This window comes from Umezawaea tangerina (assembly GCF_003002815.1).
GTDB lineage: Bacteria > Actinomycetota > Actinomycetes > Mycobacteriales > Pseudonocardiaceae > Umezawaea > Umezawaea tangerina.
Genome location: NZ_PVTF01000026.1, coordinates 66,349 through 82,557, shown reverse-complemented (window position 1 = coordinate 82,557; position 16,209 = coordinate 66,349). Strand labels below are relative to the sequence as shown.

Annotated in this window: 19 protein-coding genes and 1 pseudogene; 6 read left to right on the top strand and 14 right to left on the bottom strand. The window is 67.2% G+C overall.

The genetic code is table 11. From position 1 onward, the window contains the following. Nucleotides 1–4: 4 nt before the first annotated feature. From CLV43_RS46500 to CLV43_RS46455, 10 genes are all read right to left on the bottom strand, one after another. Entirely contained in the window at nucleotides 5–388 is a 384-nt protein-coding gene (locus CLV43_RS46500) for a TadE/TadG family type IV pilus assembly protein (protein ID WP_106196998.1), read from the bottom strand. A 71-nt stretch (nucleotides 389–459) separates the two neighbouring features. After that, nucleotides 460–648: a hypothetical protein gene (locus tag CLV43_RS46495; protein ID WP_106196972.1), complete on the bottom strand. Its 189-nt coding sequence runs from the start codon at nucleotides 646–648 to the stop codon at nucleotides 460–462. A 50-nt stretch (nucleotides 649–698) separates the two neighbouring features. Continuing rightward, nucleotides 699–1,592 carry a type II secretion system F family protein gene (locus tag CLV43_RS46490; protein WP_106196997.1) on the bottom strand — a complete coding sequence of 298 codons (894 nt, stop codon included), beginning with the start codon at nucleotides 1,590–1,592 and terminating at the stop codon, nucleotides 699–701. A 5-nt stretch (nucleotides 1,593–1,597) separates the two neighbouring features. Continuing rightward, on the bottom strand, nucleotides 1,598–2,524 hold the full coding sequence (locus tag CLV43_RS46485; RefSeq protein WP_106196971.1) for a type II secretion system F family protein: 927 nt from the start codon (nucleotides 2,522–2,524) through the stop codon (nucleotides 1,598–1,600). Beyond that, nucleotides 2,512–3,873, bottom strand: coding sequence for a TadA family conjugal transfer-associated ATPase (locus CLV43_RS46480; protein WP_106196970.1), 1,362 nt, complete (start codon nucleotides 3,871–3,873; stop codon nucleotides 2,512–2,514). The genes CLV43_RS46485 and CLV43_RS46480 overlap by 13 nt, the downstream gene beginning before the upstream one ends. Continuing rightward, entirely contained in the window at nucleotides 3,870–4,778 is a 909-nt protein-coding gene (locus CLV43_RS46475) for a CpaE/TadZ family protein (protein ID WP_106196969.1), read from the bottom strand. Before CLV43_RS46475 ends, CLV43_RS46480 begins: the two co-directional genes overlap by 4 nt. Continuing rightward, the gene (locus CLV43_RS46470) at nucleotides 4,778–5,314 is read right to left on the bottom strand and encodes a hypothetical protein (protein WP_245887541.1); all 537 of its coding nucleotides are present in this window, start codon (nucleotides 5,312–5,314) and stop codon (nucleotides 4,778–4,780) included. Before CLV43_RS46470 ends, CLV43_RS46475 begins: the two co-directional genes overlap by 1 nt. A 288-nt stretch (nucleotides 5,315–5,602) precedes the next feature. Next, nucleotides 5,603–6,439 carry a hypothetical protein gene (locus CLV43_RS46465; RefSeq protein ID WP_106196967.1) on the bottom strand — a complete coding sequence of 279 codons (837 nt, stop codon included), beginning with the start codon at nucleotides 6,437–6,439 and terminating at the stop codon, nucleotides 5,603–5,605. Next, entirely contained in the window at nucleotides 6,433–7,002 is a 570-nt protein-coding gene (locus tag CLV43_RS46460; protein ID WP_245887540.1) for a hypothetical protein, read from the bottom strand. Before CLV43_RS46460 ends, CLV43_RS46465 begins: the two co-directional genes overlap by 7 nt. 68 nt (nucleotides 7,003–7,070) lie before the next feature. Beyond that, nucleotides 7,071–7,700, bottom strand: coding sequence for an A24 family peptidase (locus tag CLV43_RS46455; RefSeq protein WP_146175169.1), 630 nt, complete (start codon nucleotides 7,698–7,700; stop codon nucleotides 7,071–7,073). A 240-nt stretch (nucleotides 7,701–7,940) separates the two neighbouring features. On the opposite strand from CLV43_RS46455, the pseudogene CLV43_RS50570 reads away from it, so the two are divergent. The 4 genes and pseudogenes from CLV43_RS50570 to CLV43_RS46440 form a co-directional block, all read left to right on the top strand. Further along, nucleotides 7,941–8,147, top strand: a pseudogene (locus CLV43_RS50570) (helix-turn-helix domain-containing protein); the annotation flags it as partial. An 18-nt stretch (nucleotides 8,148–8,165) separates the two neighbouring features. Next, nucleotides 8,166–10,259 carry an ATP-binding protein gene (locus CLV43_RS46450; protein WP_245887539.1) on the top strand — a complete coding sequence of 698 codons (2,094 nt, stop codon included), beginning with the start codon at nucleotides 8,166–8,168 and terminating at the stop codon, nucleotides 10,257–10,259. 16 nt (nucleotides 10,260–10,275) lie between these two features. Next, nucleotides 10,276–11,571: an FAD-binding protein gene (locus CLV43_RS46445; RefSeq protein WP_106196964.1), complete on the top strand. Its 1,296-nt coding sequence runs from the start codon at nucleotides 10,276–10,278 to the stop codon at nucleotides 11,569–11,571. Between the two features lie 260 nt (nucleotides 11,572–11,831). Then, entirely contained in the window at nucleotides 11,832–12,137 is a 306-nt protein-coding gene (locus tag CLV43_RS46440) for a DUF6355 family natural product biosynthesis protein (RefSeq protein ID WP_106196963.1), read from the top strand. 121 nt (nucleotides 12,138–12,258) lie between these two features. On the opposite strand, the gene CLV43_RS46435 is transcribed toward CLV43_RS46440, so the two are convergent. The 4 genes from CLV43_RS46435 to CLV43_RS47515 form a co-directional block, all read right to left on the bottom strand. After that, on the bottom strand, nucleotides 12,259–13,116 hold the full coding sequence (locus tag CLV43_RS46435; protein WP_106196962.1) for a DUF5753 domain-containing protein: 858 nt from the start codon (nucleotides 13,114–13,116) through the stop codon (nucleotides 12,259–12,261). A 138-nt stretch (nucleotides 13,117–13,254) separates the two neighbouring features. After that, nucleotides 13,255–13,596 (bottom strand): hypothetical protein, encoded by a 342-nt coding sequence (locus CLV43_RS46430; protein WP_106196961.1) that lies wholly within the window; start codon nucleotides 13,594–13,596, stop codon nucleotides 13,255–13,257. After that, nucleotides 13,593–13,865, bottom strand: a complete 273-nt coding sequence (locus tag CLV43_RS46425) for an HC3 family zinc finger protein (protein ID WP_106196995.1) — start codon at nucleotides 13,863–13,865, stop codon at nucleotides 13,593–13,595. The genes CLV43_RS46430 and CLV43_RS46425 overlap by 4 nt, the downstream gene beginning before the upstream one ends. Before the next feature lie 124 nt (nucleotides 13,866–13,989). Continuing rightward, nucleotides 13,990–14,469, bottom strand: a complete 480-nt coding sequence (locus CLV43_RS47515; RefSeq protein ID WP_146175167.1) for a hypothetical protein — start codon at nucleotides 14,467–14,469, stop codon at nucleotides 13,990–13,992. Between the two features lie 457 nt (nucleotides 14,470–14,926). Here CLV43_RS47515 and CLV43_RS46420 point away from each other — a divergent pair, with 457 nt between their 5' ends. Together CLV43_RS46420 and CLV43_RS46415 are read left to right on the top strand one after the other, a co-directional pair. Beyond that, nucleotides 14,927–15,790, top strand: coding sequence for a helix-turn-helix domain-containing protein (locus CLV43_RS46420; protein ID WP_245887538.1), 864 nt, complete (start codon nucleotides 14,927–14,929; stop codon nucleotides 15,788–15,790). Between the two features lie 39 nt (nucleotides 15,791–15,829). Next, nucleotides 15,830–16,060: a DUF397 domain-containing protein gene (locus CLV43_RS46415; RefSeq protein ID WP_106196959.1), complete on the top strand. Its 231-nt coding sequence runs from the start codon at nucleotides 15,830–15,832 to the stop codon at nucleotides 16,058–16,060. The last annotated feature ends 149 nt before the right edge of the window (nucleotides 16,061–16,209 follow it).

Sequence of the window (16,209 nt, the reverse complement as noted above, 5' to 3'; positions counted from 1 at the left end):
GTGGTCACCCACCTTCCAGGTCGGGAACGAAGCGTTCGACGGGACCGGCGGCCTCGGCGTGTACAGGCAGGCTCAGGAACGGCAGCACCGACGTCGCGGTCCCGCTGACCCGTACCGACGCCGAGTCCGCTGTCCGTTCCGAGGCGACAACGGAGCCGGTGAGCGGACCGCTCGCGAGCTGATCCAGTAGCTGCTGTGCGGTGGACGTACCGGCCGCGGTAGTCCCGTTCTGGGCTCGTGCGGTGGCGAGTCCTTGTGAGGCGGCGGCTTGGGCGATGTGGGTGGCGTGGCTCCATAATGCGAATTGCACGAGGGCCAGCACCATCAGCAGGAGCAGTGGTGTCGCGATGACCAGTTCCGCGCTGACCGAGCCACGATCACCGTGCAGCGCTCGGCGGACTCGTCGCCAGCCGCGGCCAGGCTTTGCCGGGCTCGTGCTTTGCTTGTGCCCCGACGGGGTTACATGGTGATGCCGTTGGCCTTCTCGGTGACCTTGGCGATGACGATCGCGATCACCGCGAGCGCCGCGACGACGAGCAGCGCGGTCACCAGGACGGTTTCGGTCGAGTACCCGGCCTCCGGCTCGCGGCGCAGTTCCTCCCAGCGTGCTCGTACCACCGTCCACAATGCCTCCACTTGTGTGCGCATGATTTCGTCCTCTCTTGTCGTTCACGTACGGTCGATGGCCGCGTGGGGTGTCAAAGTCCATTGAGGACCTGTGTCAGCGCGGGGTAGGCGATGAAGGCAAGGAATCCGATGAATAGAGCCATCACCGGCAGTGACATGCGTTCGGTCGCGGCCTGGGCATCGCCTTCGGCACCGGTGATCTGGTGGGTGCGCAACGCTCCGGCCTTGGCAGCCAGGGAAGCGCGGACTTTGGCGCCTTCGGTGCCGGCCAGGCTGACTGAGGCGGCGAGCTCGGCCAACTCGGTGACGTCCAGTTCTTCGCCGAGCTGGCGCAGAGTGGCCCACGGGGTTGTGCGGGTCAGCCGTGCCGTGTCCAGGGCTCGGCGGATCTGCTCGAACGCCCACCCGCGGCCGATGTTCACCGAGTCGCCCAGGGCGCTGTCGACCCCGGCTCCCCCGGCCAGGGTGATCCACACCAGGTCCAGGTAGGCCGAGAGGGCGTGGCGGAACCCGGCACGCAACTTCGCGGCTTCGGCACGAGCTTGCAGGTCCGGCAGCATGAACCCGGCGGCGGCCAGGATGAGCCCGGCGATGATCGGGAACTCCCAGCCTGGCCCGAGTCCAGCCACGGCGAGGACCATGGTCAGGAGGATGGGCAGCAACAGCCCGGCAACGGCGAGGGCGGCTTTCTCGGCCAGGTGGGTCGAGGTCGAGCGGCCGATGACTGCCAGGTCCTTGGTCAGGCGCGGGCCGGGGAGCCCGAGCGCCCGTAGTGGGGCGACGGCGGGGCGGCCCAGCCGTGCGGCCCAGCCGGTGTCGTCGGTGGTGAGAATCGGTGTCGGAGCGGGCGAGGCGGTGGCGTGGGCCAGGACGGCGCCGAGTGCTGGTCGTGGCGGGAACAGGTAGACCGCCAAGGCCCACAGGCCGATGCCGGACCCGACTCCCAGGCCGATGCAAGTGATCATGGTGTTCACTCCTGTCTCGCGGCCATGACGACCTGGGCCGGGCTGGTCGTCGGGTCGTGGTCGGCGGTGGTGGAGAGGAACCGGTCGGGTCGGGTCACGCGGGCGATGCGGCTCAGCCACGCGAACCCGGCCGCGAACAGCGCCCCGATGCCCAGCAGCACGATCTGCCCGGTGGCGCTGTCGTAGGTGGCCATGTAGGCGCGGTTGAGCAGCACCACCGCTCCGGCGAAGGTCAGGGTGGTGCCGACGATGACGCGTACCGAGGTGCGGGTGCGGGTGCGTCCGGCTTCCACGCGCATCCGCATCGAGGCCTGTCCGCGGGCGGCGTCGGCCAGCGAGCCGAGCAGCTCGGCGAGCTGGCGGGTCTGCTGTTCGGCGGCCAGGAGCAGGGCGGCGATGACCAGGTCGCCGACCGGGTCGTCTAGGCGTTCACCGAGGCGGCGCAGGGCGGGTGCCAGGCGGTCGCCGTTCTCGATCCCGGTGGCAAGTTCGCCGACCTCGCCGCGGATCGCCGTGGGCGCCAGCGGCGCGGTGGCGAGGATGGCCTGTTCGAGTCCGGCGGCGGCCGAGAGGGTGTCGCGCAGCATCTCCGTCCAAGTGGCGACGGCCTCGATCCTCGCGACCCGGCGGGTGTGCTCGGGGTCGCGGCCCAACACTCGGGGCAGAGCCCAAGCCGCGAGCCCGGCGAGGACGGCGCCGACGACCCAGCCGGTGAGCAGGCCGATCAGTACCGCGGCGGCCACGGCGAGCGCGATGCGCAGGCTGAGGTGCTGGTCGGCCGTCCCAGGGGTGCGGGTTGTGGTGCGGCTAGGACGACGCGGGTCGGTACCTCGCCAGCCGAGCACCACCAGCAGCAGACCAAGCCCGGTGCCGAGGCCGAGCAGCGCGGCCGCGGCTGTGGTGGGGCCGGGGGTGATGGTCATGGCGTCCACCAGCCCTCGGGGTTCTCCAGCACGCCGGGGTCGAGGCCGACATCGACTAGGTCGTCGAGGGTGTCGCCGCGCAGTGCTCCGGCCACGGGGCGGGCGCGGCGGTCAGGGCCGGGACGGTAGACCTCGTTGGAGATCACCTGCGGGCCGTCGGCGCCCACGACCTCGCGGATCGAGGACACGACACGGGTACGGCGGTCCTGGGCTCGGGCCAGGTGCACCACGAAGTGCACAGCGGAGGCGACCAACAGGTTCGTCGCCTCCAACGGCAACCGCTCGGCCCCCTGGGCGGCGTAGGACGCGAGCCGGGTGAACGCGATGCGTGAACTGCTGGCGTGCAGGGTGGCCATCGAGCCGTCGTTGCCCTGCGACATCGCGTTGCACATCGGGATGACCTCGGGGCCGCGGATCTCCCCGACGATCACCCGGTCCGGGCTCATCCGCAGGCCCCACCGCACGAGTTCGGCCTGGCTGATCGCGCCGGCGCCTTCGACGTTGGCTTCGCGGGCCTGGAAGGCCGTCACGTCGGCGTGGATGTCCGGGTCGTGGTCCAGTCCGAGTTCGAAGGCGTCCTCGATGGTGACGATGCGCTCCAGCGGGTCCATCTCGCTGGCCAACGCCCGCAGCATCGTGGTCTTGCCCGCGCCGGTGCCGCCGGTGATCAGCACGTTCTTGCGGGCTTTGACCAGGGCGCGCACGAACTGCTCCAGGCCAGGGTCCAGGGTGCCGCGGCGGCGCAGTTCCGGGAGGGTGACGGTGAGGTAGCCGTGGCGGCGGACCGACAGCGCCGTCACGCCCTCGGCGGTCAACCCCATCACGGCGAACAAGCGTTCCCCGCCGGGGAGCTGGAGGTTGACCGCCGGGGAGCCCTGGTCGAACCGGCGCTCCTGGCTGCTGGCGCGGGCGGCGAGCAGCCTGACCAGATCGGTCAGCTCCTCGTTGGAGCCCGCGATCGGCGCGACCTGGGCACGGCGGCCATCGTCGTACTGGACGAACACCCGGTCGAACCGGTTGGCGTTGACCGTCTCCACGGTCGGGTCGTCCAGCAGCGGCTGGAGCCCGGCCATCCCGAACATCTCGTTGACGACCTCGCCCACGACCCGCTGCTCGACCTCGCGGGGCAGCAGTTGCCGGCCCGCGGCCAGTTCGTTCTCGGTGTGCGCCCGCAGCGCCTCGTCGAGGATTTCGCGGACCAGCTCATGACGTGCCTCGCGGCCGGCGGCCGTTCCGGTGCGGGCCTGCTGGTCGGCCGCGCGTTGCGGTAGTTCGGCGTTCATCCGGTCACGCAGGTACCGGTGCAGCCGGGTAGTCGCGGTGTCCGTGACCTCGAAGGTGTCTGTCGGGTAGGTCATGACGCTTGTCCACCTTCCCCGCGGTCGTTAGGTCGCGAACCGGGACGCGACATCACGTGAGAGCCAGAAGGCATGACCGCAATGGGCTGGCTGGCAGAAGGCAGTCGAGGTACAGACGCATGTGGTGCTGTCGGGCCGCCGACCGGTGGGTCGGAGAGGGGCTGAGTTGGTGGTTGGCGCAGGGCGAGTGCGGTGGCGATCGTGTGGGCGTACTTGCCCAGCGCCGAGTGGGTCGGGTCGTAGCGCCGGCGGCGCGGTGTGATCGGTCGCCCGGCCAGGACGGCGGCGCCGTAGGGGTCATCGGGCACCCGGCCCAGTGGTGGCACGCCGAGTTCGCGGGTGACGTCGGCCGCGGCGTAGCCATCGCCAACCAGCAGCAGCACCGGATACGCACTCCAGGCGCCGATCGCGGGCATCCGGCGCGGCAGGTGTGCGAGGTCGTCGGCGTGAGCACGGGTGAGCAGGACGAGGGCGTCCGAGGCACACACGATCGGTAGCGCTGGCGAGTCTGGATCGACGCGACCGCAGTCGGCGATCACCACCACACCGGGCTGGTACGCCGCCGCCCGCAGAATCCCGACGCCGCCGTCATTGTCGGATGCGAGAGCGGACAGGGCGGCGCAGGCTTGGTTGGCGTCGGGCGGAGCGGTGATAACCGCGAGACCGTCGGGCAACTGCTGGGTATGCAGCCAGATCACCTCCGGGTCACCACCTCGGCGAGCTGCGGCGGCCAGGCTCACCAGGTTGGGAGTGGTGGAGAGGCCGAACCGCAGAGCGAGGTCGCCGCCTGACGGATCGGCTTCGACCAGTAGCGGTCGAGCGGGTGCGGGCCAGCGGGCCGTCAACGCCACCGCGAAGGTGGTCACGCCGGGCGAGCCCTTCACCGACAGCAACGAGATGAGCATCAGCGTCCTCCTGCCGTGGGGAGCAGCACGATCGAGAGCCGACCGGCAGGAATCGCAGCGACCTGGCGGGCCTCGGGTTCGGTCAGCTGCACCGACACCACGGTGATCTGTTCGCTGGCCGGTGCGGTCACGCTGGTGACCACCGCGGGCCACACCGCTCCCCCGCCGTCGGCGGGTGCGCTGGTCGCGGTGCTTGTCGGGCCGGCCACAGCCACCACGAAGACGCGTGCACCGGCGCCGATCTCGGGCGGGAACTGGCCGGTCTTGAGCGCGAGAGCGGCGATCGCCTGCCCGCCTGGCGGGATCGCCGCGCTGCCAACCGCATCCGGCGTGAGCAGCGTGCCGGCCGACAAGCTCGTCGCCATCGGCCTGCCGACCACAGTGGACGTCTGCTCGGCGTCCACCACGGCCACGCCCTGATCCACTGCGACGGCGACCTGGCGGAGGTCTTGCAGGGTCACCACGTGACCGACCTGGACGGCACGGGCCAGGGCAAGGACCGGCACGCGGTCGCCGGAGTGCAGCGAGATCACCACGAACCCGCCGACGCAGGCGAGGACCAACAGGATGCCCAGCAACAGGTACGGAAGGCTGCGCCGTCGCCCTGTCGCCCGCCACCGCGGCGGTCGCTGTTTCTTCCCGCCCGCGTTCCACGGACCGTCGACGGCGCCGGAAAGCCGTCCAGTGGGCGGTCGTGTCGTGAGGTGCGTGGTCACGTCGATACCTCCTGAAGGCATGGGAGTAGTACGCCGCATCACCGACGGTGGGCGGCGACCATGAAATGGATGCTTGGGCGGATACGGTTGGTGAGCGCTTCGGGCGGGTCAGCCGCCGTTATTGAGCGCCTGCGACTCCGCGACGCGGAAGCTCGCGGTACCCGTGGTCGTCAGGTCGGGAAAGGTGCCGCTTTGACCGGCGCCCGACCACGTGACCGTCCACCTGACTGTGGCAGTCACAGCAAACGCTTGCCCCGCTTGATCTGCCGAGGATCGACGGTAGGTGTGGCCGCAGTCCGGGGAAGGAGCTGCCGGGTCCGTGCTCGCGCTGTAGGGGGTACCGGCGACGGCGCAGGTCACCGTGGTGCCGTCACCGAGAGACCAAGCCGCCGCCGTCGGCGTCGCCGTGGCCGTGGCCGAAACGCCGGGGACCGCGGCGGTGGCGTTCACCGCTTCCCACCCGCTGGCCAACCACAGCCAGGTCGGCAGATTCACCAACTGGTCACCGACGGGACTTGAGAAGATCGCGAGTTGGGGCAAGCGCAACTTCTCGTACGCGACTCGTGCGACTTGCTCCGGAGAAGGCGGGGGTGGAGTGCCGCCTTCGGCGATCCACACAGGACCGTGGGACAGCGGGTCTTTGCCATCGGGCGAGCACAGCACCATGAACCACCCTCCGCTCTCCTCGGGTTGATCAGGCGGGTTGGGGCGGTCGACCGGTTTATAGCGGCAGTCCGAGTACTCGTCGGCAGCATCGCCAGTCGAGTCAACCGGTTCTGCGGGCCTACCGGGCTGCTGGCCGTTCGTCGGAACGGTGCCCGCGGCCAGATCGCACACCGGAGTCGGATGTTGTCCGCAGTTGACGTTGCCCCACGGTTCCGCGACCGCTGAAGTGGTAGTCGAACACAGGAGCAGTGCGACGGCGAGAACCGTCTTGATCAGCATGATCCGACCTCGTGCACTCCGAAGTCGGTGACCATCCACGACCCGTCGGCTTGCTTCTCCACCACGGCATTGATGCGTCGACGTCCGCCCGGTTCGTCGGCGGGAGCGCCGTTGTCAGCCCGTTGGCTCGTCCAGTTCGTCGAGTCGCCGCAGTCGAAGACGATCGCCTTCGTCGGGTTCCCCACCGGTTCGACCGATGACACACTCGGGCGCAGGACAGGTTCTCCTCGTGCGATGAGTCCTTTGTCGTAGGCGGTGTGCAGCCCTTGGGTCAACGTCGACAACGCGGTACCGGTGGCGAACCGCGCCAGGTGCGGCGACTGCCAGTCCGAGGTGGCCGATGCATCGACGTAGGCGTCCCACATCCCCAGGTAGGCCTCGGTGGACTTCTGCTCGGCGATGTCGACGGGATCGGGTGCCGGTGTGGATGCCTCCTGTGACCGTGAAGCGTCCATACCGCCCGACGTACCCGATGATTCGGATGAAGTCGAATTCGACGGAGTGCAGGCGGCAACGACCAGCAGTACCACCAAAGACACCGCGAAGCGGTGAAAGATGTGCATGTCATTCCTCAGCACTCGATCATCGATACGAAATGGGAGACACATCGCAACCTCCTACCGAATTGCGGTCAGGGAAAGGCGGCCACGAGAAGCGCGCCGCCGATGATCGCCGGGCCGAGAGCGATCGGATCGCCCGGTCCGACTCGGCGGACCAGCACCAGCAGCGCGGCCGCGGCAGCGGCCAACACGAGCGAGAGCACCAACCCGAGCGCGACGGCGGACCATCCGTTCAGCCCCAAGTAGAAGCTCGTGGTCCCCACCAACAACACGTCCCCAGCGCCCACCCTTGGCGCGACGATGAGTGCGAACAGCAGAGCACTGGTGAACACGATCGCAGCGGCTGACAGCGCCTCCAGCAGGGTGCGCGGATCGTCGCGCAGAAGTGCGTCGTTCCCCGCCAGCAGAAGTCCACCTGCGAACATCGCTCCCACAACGAAGCGGGGAAGGCGATGGCAGACGAGGTCGATCTGGGTGAGCAGGATGCCGGTGACAGCGAACCAGGACCACACCGGCCCGACTGTCGCACCGTCGAACCGGCAGTCCACCAAAGCCAGAGTCGTGGTCGTCACCGCCGTGGACACGGCCGCTCCCTCCCCGACCTTCGGCAACCACCAGCGTCCGGCGAACAGCGGTTCGCCATGAGCCGCTCGTGATGTGGTGGACGCGATCACCGGGCCGGCCAGCAGGCCAACGGTCACCCACACGATGCTTCCAACCACGTTCCCTCCATCCTGCAATGTGCGAACGCGACGAGTAGTCACGTCCGGCGATTGGCGAATACATCACCCGATCGGGGAATGATTGAGTCTTCTCGTCGGTCGCCTGCGTCTTCTTGGACATACGCTCAACCTCTTGCACCCGCAGATTGGACAGTGGTTGATCTCAACTTCGAGTGTCGGGATCGACTGGGGCCTTGAACAGGGGGGCGGTGTATTCGGTTGAGCCGAATAACGAATAAGGACGAGGCTCCGACGACTTCCGCGGTCGGTACCGAAGTACGTGTGCTGCGCACCGGTGCGGGCTTGTCGCTGGCCGACTTGGCCAGGCTCTGCCACTTCAGCGTCGGACACATCTCCAACGTCGAGAACGGCACGAAGCCCGCTTCGATGGACTTCGCGCGAGCATGCGACGAGGCGTTGCAGACCGGCGGCACGTTGGTCGGCATGCTCGCCGCGGAGGTGCACCGCGCCCACCCCCACAACGTGAAGCCCGCGCAGTTGCCGCCGCTTCCGCAGATGGTGGGGCGGGCCCCGCTGATGCGGGCGCTGAAAGACGTGCTGGATCTCGACCGGCTGATCCCGACCACGGCGACCACGGCGCAGCTGATCGCCCTGGACGGACAAGCCGGAGTCGGGAAGACCACGGTCGCCGTGGGGCTGGCCCACCTGGTCAAGCACCGCTTCCCCGACGGGATCCTGTTCGTGGACCTGCACGGTTACGCGGCCGGTGATCGACCGGTCGACACCAACGACGTCCTGGAGGACTTCCTGCGGGTGCTCGGCGTCCGAACGTCGGACATCCCCACGTCGATGGATCGACGGGCGGCCATGCTGCGTTCGGTGCTCGACGGGTCAAGATTGCTGCTGGTCCTGGACAACGCGGCGACCGTCGAACAGGTCCGTCCGCTCATCCCCGCCGCGGCGGGTTGCGCGGTAGTCGTGACCAGCCGTCGCAGGCTGTCCGGCCTGGCCGTCTACCACGGCGCCCAGTACGTGACGGTGGAGCCGTTCGAGGACAACGAGTCGCTTGCCCTCCTCCGTGATGTGGTCGGCCCTGATCGCATGAACGCGGAACCCGATGCCGCGGAGAGGATCGCCGCCTTCTGCAGCGGCTTGCCCCTCGCGATCCGGGTCGCCGCAGAACGGGTCGCCAGCCACCGGCACCTGACCTTGACGGCCTTGGCCGACGAACTGGCCGACATCGACCGACGCTTGGACGCCCTTTCACCTCACGACGCGCACGGAGCCGTCCGCGCGGTGTTCTCCTGGTCGGTCCGCGCGCTGGAACCGGAAGCCGCTCGCCTGTTCAGGCTGCTGAGCATGCACCCCGGCAGGCACTTCGGCATCGAAGCGGCCGCGGCGTTGACCGGTGGCGGCCTCGCGGAGACGAGCCGTCTTCTGGATGTTCTATGCGGTGGCCATCTCCTGGAGGAGGACGCCCTGGGGCGCTACCGCTTCCACGACCTCCTGCGGGCTTACGCCTCCGAACGCGCCGCAGCCGACGAGCCCGCGGCCGCCGTGGCGGAATCCGTGCAGCGCATGCTGCGCTGGTACCTGCTCGCCGCTCACACGGCCAACCAGGTCACGTCGCCGCATCGCCCGCAGCAGAAGCTCGTCGTGCACGAGGACATCGGTCACCTGCGCCCGGTGTTCGGTTCGGCGTGCGATGCCCGGCAGTGGAGCGAGGTCGAGCTGCGGAACGTGGCCAGCGCGGCCAGGCGCGCCGCCGAACTGGACTTCCACGAGGTCGCTCTCGGATTGCCCGTGGTGCTGGCCGACTACCTGTACTGGCGGAAGCCCTGGACGGTCTGGATGCCCGCGTTGTCCGCCTGCCTCGCGGTCGCGCGGGAGGCCGGGAAACAGGATGCTCTGGCGTGGATCCTGAACAACCTCGGCAACGCCCATCTCGATCAACGCACCCTCGACGACGCGTCGACCTGCTATGCCGAGGCTCTTGAGATCCGACGGCGGCTCGACGACCTCATCGGCCAGCTGTGGAGCCACATCGGGCTCGGCAGGACCCTCCAGGCCGGAGGGCAGCATGAAGCCGCAGCGCTGCATTACCTGCAAGCGCAGGGCATCAGCGCCGAACGGGACGACCGCTGGGCCTGGGCGATCACCACTTCCTACCTCGGTGACACCTACCGGGCGCGAGGCCAGTACGACAACGCGTTGCACGAGCTCGAACAAGGTGTGGCGGTGCTGCAGGACCTCGGCGACCAACTGGCCGAGAGCTGCGCGCTGGACAAGATCGCAGACGTGCACCGCGATCGAGGTGACTGGCAAGCGGCGCTGGAGTACCTCAACCGCGCCTTGACGTTCAGCGCGAACACCGCCGATCTGTGGAGCCGGGCCACGGTCCTGCGGAAGCTGGGATTCGTGCACCTGGAGCTCGGCGACCCGGCGTCGGCTCGGTCGGCATGGGAGGAAGCGCTCGTGCACTTCGAGGAACTCGGGGATAGGCGCGCGCTCGACATCCAGGCTGAAATCGACGCTTTGGGGCGCCCCGACGCCAGCACCCCTCGGCGCACAGGATGATCGACGAGAGGAATCCATGGCTGACCCCACCAGCTCGCCTGCCCAGGCCGCCGAGTTCTTCGACCCCGAGAGCAGGCAGTTCACGGCGGAGGCACGGCCGGACCGCGTCCCGGTGCCGACGCTGGATGGGCAGCTCGTCATCGACGACGCCTCGCTGACGGCGGCTGGCGACGACTTCGGCCATCTCGTCCACCGCAGGCCCTCAGCGGTGCTCCTGCCAGGTTCGGCAGCGGACGTCGCGGTCTTCTCCCGGTTCGCTTCGGACCGCGCGATCCCGTTGGTACCTCGTGGTCAGGGGCACTCGACGGCCGGTCAGGCGCAAACCGGCGGGGTCGTGGTGGACATGAGCCCGTTGAACGAGGTCCACCACATCAACTCCGACAGCGTCGTCGTGGACGCTGGTGCGCGGTGGAGCCAGGTGCTCGCCGCAACGATCCCGCACGGCCTCACCCCGCCCGTGCTCACCGATTACCTCGAACTCTCCGTGGGCGGCACCCTGTCGGTCGGCGGGATCGGCGGAGCCAGCCACCACCACGGCGCGCAGACCGACAACGTCCTGGCCCTCGACGTCATCACCCCCGACGGCACCACGCACGCCTGCTCCCCCGGCTCGGACCTGTACTCCGCCGTGCTGGCAGGTCGGGGGAGGCAGGGAATCATCGTCGGCGCGACACTGCGCCTGATTCCCGCTCCCCGTCGAGCCCGCACCTACCGGCTCCACTACGCCGCGCTGGGCTCCTTCCTCACGGACCAGCGGCAGGTCATGTCGCAGCGTCGGTTCGACCACCTCGTGGGCCAGGCAAAACTCGACCCCGAGGGCGACTGGAGCTACGTCATCAACGCCACGACCTACTCCACTCCCCCGTCCGAGCCCGACACCGACATCCTGCTGACCGGCCTCAGCGGTGACCTCGGAGAGCAAGTCGACCGCGACTACCCGGCCTTCCTCGACCAGATGGCCGACGACGTCTCGACGCTGCAACGGCTTCGTCTTTGGAGCCACAGCCATCCGTGGCTGAACCTGCTCATCCCCGACGACTCCGTCGAGGAGTTCGTGGCCACAGCGTTGGGAGCGATCACCCGGCAGGACCTCGGTGACGCTGGTGTCGTCCTGCTCTACCCCGTTCCCACAAGCGCGTTCACAACACCGCGGTTGCGGATGCCGAACTCACCGACTGCGTTCCTGTTCGCCCTGCTCCGCGCCGTCGCCCAGGACGAGCACGACACGCTGCGCCGCATGACCGACCACAACGATGCCCTGACTCGGATGGTCACCCGCGCAGGTGGTACGAGCTACCTGTCCCCGCTGTAGGTGCGGTGCGCGTACGCGACGGGGAACTGGAGGAACCGTCGGAACGCGTTGGGTTGCAGGGCGGTTCGAACGCCTGATTCCTTCTTTTTCGAATAGGAAGAAAACCTACCGCTTCGCAAACACCGAGGGGATTCTTCGAATACATCTCGGACGCATCGCGCGCCCGGACGACACGAAGAGAGAATCCCATGGGAAAAACCGCGCACTTGACTCGACGGCGTGCACTCACGTGCCTGGCGGTGATCATCGCCGGTATTCCGATGACCATCGCCGAGTCTGCCTCGGCGCAGGTGGCCAAGGACGGGACGTGCGGGTTCTACTTCACCAACCCCGACCACAACTCGGCCACCGCGCGGTACCTCCACTGCGGGAACTCGTTCATCCTCATCCAGGTCGACTGGAGCAACGGCTGGCACCAGCGGGAGTGCGTGCCACCGTGGTACTCGGTGCCGTTCTACCCCGACGGACCGCATCGGGTCGTCAACGCCTACTACGTACCGGTCGCCCCGGACCTGATCGACGACGGCCAACACCGGATCTGCCGGACAGGGCAGCCTCAGGAATAACAGCCGCTCGACATTGGCTGCCCCGTCGCACCAACGCCGGGGCAGCCAACCCGCATTCTCATCACGCCTGGCGACATAAGCGAAAGATAATCCACACAGGCGGTCGTCGAACCCGAAATCATCAAGGAGCATCCACATGCCGCCGCGGACCAGCACTCCTGGACGGGGCCCGTCGGTCGTAGGCGTCCGTGTAGTCGACCAGCACCCCGATCGATGCCTCAGGCGACAACGCCAGCTCGTCGACCTGCCGCAGCTTGCGGTTCCAACGCTCAACGAGGCTCGCGTCGTCGTACACGACGGTCATGAGATCTGTTTCGGCGTAGACCAACTGGGGAACATTCGGCAGGTCAAGGCGGGTACCTCCGTGTCGCAGGCTCGCGTGCGACACACCTGAGGGAATGACGCGAATGGTGGCAGCGCCGCTCCGCACCATCATCACCAGCCCGTAGAGCTGGTCTTGCATCACCACGTCGCTGCCCAGGGACTTGCTCAACGCCGTCTCGGACAGGTAGATCAGGATCTCAGGACCGTCAGCGCCGTACACGATCTCATCGCGTCGCCTCATCCTGTTCTCCACCATGGCTTCCAGTTGTTCGGCGTCGGCGGCGGAGGCGCGCAGTAGCTCTCGCGCGTAGTCCGCGCTCTGCACCAGGCTCGGGATGACGACGGGATCGAAGGAGACGATGGTGGCGGCCAACCGTTCGTGCATCGACACAGCGGTGAGCGACTCAGGAAGGTCGAGTCCGTGGCAGCGCAGGAAGTAGCCGATGTCGGGCTCGGAAGTCAGCAACCGCAGCCGATCACGGGTGGAGCGGTCACTGACGTAGCGGCCGAGCAAAGTAGCGACATCCCATTCGATCGCACCACGGGCACCGCTCTCGAGCTTGCTCAGCTTCGCCGACGACCATCCGAGGTCTTCGCAGGCCTTCACCCCTTTGACGGTGGACTGACTCCTCGCGAGCCGGAGTTCGTAGCCCACTTCTCGAGCATGGGCTGTGGTCGTGCGAGCTTCAGGGCTATTGACTGCCATGGGAGTTCACCTTCGCGTATCAGGTCGGTAGACGATGCAATGAGGGTCAAGAACTGTCCATTGCGGACTGCGGGCCGGTACGTTGGCTCATCCGCTTCGCTTTGGACACAACCGATGGCGTGCCGGACGTAGCGGCTGCTGGTCGTAGTTCACGACGGCCAGCTGGAATTCGGTTAGCACACGGCAGAGCCGGGGACCTCGTCTCCAGCGGCGGCCGGTGACGCACACGACGCAATGCCCGTACTCATCGGGGACGTGCCGGGCCAACACCGCTTTCAGTCCGGCGATCAGTCGCGGCAGGTGACGACGAGCAACCTCAGCGGCGTCGTCCCGGTTGCCGTTGACAGCGACGTCGGCGATCGCGAGCAACTCCCGCAGCATGTCCTCGCGCACGACTCTGAAGACCATCTTGTCGTCCGCGCCGGTCACGCCCGGACCACCACTCTCAACGACGAACGCGCGGTATGACCACGTGTCATCGACGGTCGGGGAAAGGGAAGGATGCCTTCGTGCAGGCGCCACGCCGAATCGCAGGCCGCGCAGGTGGGCCAGCACCACTCCGCTTTCGACGGAGCATCATGGGGAACAGTCACGGGCCTCTCGCACAACGTCTCACCGATGTCGCCAACGGCGAGGCTGTCCGCGACGGCGTGCCGTTGACCGTCGTGCGGAAACCAGCGGAATGGTCGAGTCCCCATCACAACGCACCGATGAAAGGGCGCTCAACCTGATCAACCTCGTTGCACAGCATGCGATGTCCTTATCGTTCTCGGTTCGCTCGGGGCGCCCGGACTACAAGGTCGGATGTGACTTCGGGCGAACTCATGGCGCAGGGATGGCCATCGCCCGTGTCGTTGCGATGACCGCCGACTGAGGGGGAAGGTCTTTGAGGCTCCGTGGAATCCGCTCCCACCGGAGAACATCGAGACGCTCATCCTCAGGTGAGGGGAACTTGATGAAGTCGCCGGTGGAAGCGATCGCAACACCTAGGTCGAAGAAATCCGCCATCGTGGATTCGTCGAGCGGCCCACCTGGGCCGGTGAGGAAGATCCATCGCCCAATGCGCGACTGGCTGATCACAGGACCGGCAAGCATCCGAACACCCAGACCCGCGTCTACTCGAAGTCCAAGGGCTCGGGGCATCGTGACGGCTCCGACAAGGTCCCCGACTTCCAGGACGATCTTGCCTAGTGAAGGATCGATCACTGCGGAAATTCCGCACTCGCGGGAGTAGAACGCATGGCGGGCCTCAATGGTGGAGCCTGGGAGTGCAGCCTGGCTGGTGACGGTTCGAGTGGTCACGATGATCCACCTACCTTCGATCGGGTTCGTCTGAAGCCGCAACCGGCAGAAGCTTTCGGCTGACCGACGACTTCGGGTGCGTGCTGTCAAGCGAGGGCTGCGCGGCCGGACAACAGGTCCTCGGTAACCCCTGGGGGCAGGGCCGAGCCTGTCGTCGGCGATGTCGCGGGGCGCGGGCGTGGCGGCATCGACTCCGGCCACGCAGCCCTCCATGAGGAAGGACGCGGCAATGGTCTCCAGTGCACCCCGTAGTGTCCGTTTCAAGATCACCCGGACACAGAGGCAGCGATGACCAGCCATGAGCGCAATGCTAACTTGTGTACTCAAAGCCCTCACTTCCCTCTTGGTCTCAAGTTCGTCTGCGATTTTGGTACAAACGTAACCTGAGTACACAAATTAACAAGGGGGCCGATCGGGTGAACCGCAGATACGCTGCGCTACCGGCCACCCTGTTGACGTGGAGAAACCCGTGACTCGACAGCTTCAACTGCCACCCGCCGTGATGAAGGTCGTCCTGGGCAACGAATTGGCCCGCCTCCGGAACATCGCGGGCGCACCCCAGGACGAGGCCGCTGGCGTGCTGGGCTGCACTCAGCAGAAGATCGCCCACATCGAAGCCGGCAGCGGGATCAAGCTGATCGAACTCAACGCCCTTCTGGACTTCTACAGGGCTGGCGATACCGACCAGGCTTACGGACGCAACCTGCAAGCCGAGAGCAATCGGCGCACGAAGCGCCACGCGTTCAGCACGAGGTTCCCGCAGTACCTCCGGCTCCTGGTCGACATGGAACCCAGTTGCAACAGGTACTTCTCCTACCAGGCACTGATCGTTCCCGGCCTGCTGCAGACCGAGACGTACATGCGGACCAACGCCAGGGGTTGGCGCCCCTCCCTAGCGGCCGAGCAGATCGAGAAGGACACTGAGAACAGGTTGGGCCGCCAACAGGTGCTGGACAACCCGAGCCAGCAGTTCTGGTTCGTCATCGACGAAGCCGCGCTGCGCCGTACCGACGGAAGTCCGGATATGAAGGCTCAGATCATGCACTTGGTCGAGACCATCGATCGACCGAACGTGGAGCTGCAGGTCGTGCCGTTCAACGTGGGCTTCTACATGGGTCAAGGTCACGACTACACGATCTTCGGCTATGACACGAAGCCCGCGGTTGACATCATCTACCTTGAGCAGCACGACGGTGGCGGGTACGTCGACAACAGCGAGCGTGCGGCGCGCTACCTGAAGCTCTGGGAGTACCAGAAGGCAGCAGCCAACGGCCCGGAGCAGACCCGCCGCGTCTTGCTCGACATCGCCGCATCGATGTAGCTGTGCGCTGACTTGAGACCGGAGATTGCGAGGCACCACATGAACGTCGACGCGGCGCGACACCCCGCCCTCGACACGACCTTCGCCGAGTGGCGGAAGTCGTCGCGGAGCAACCCCAACGGCAACCAGTGCGTCGAGGTGTCCTTCAGCACCGACGCGGTCGGAGTGCGCGATAGCAAGAGCCCCCGCACCGAGATGGTCGTCTTCGACCACCGTGGGTGGGGAAGATTTCTCGCCCGTCTGACTGCCGGTAGCTTCCGTATCCGCTGAGAAGGCCAAGCCCGAACAGCGGTGTTTTGCGCTAGTTACGAAGGATCCTCGACGCGGTCGCGCAGTTCGGCAAGAACGTCGACCAGCCGGGCTTCACCTATGACCGCCAACCAGTGCAGGATGCCGATGTCCTTCAGCGAGGCAGCCTT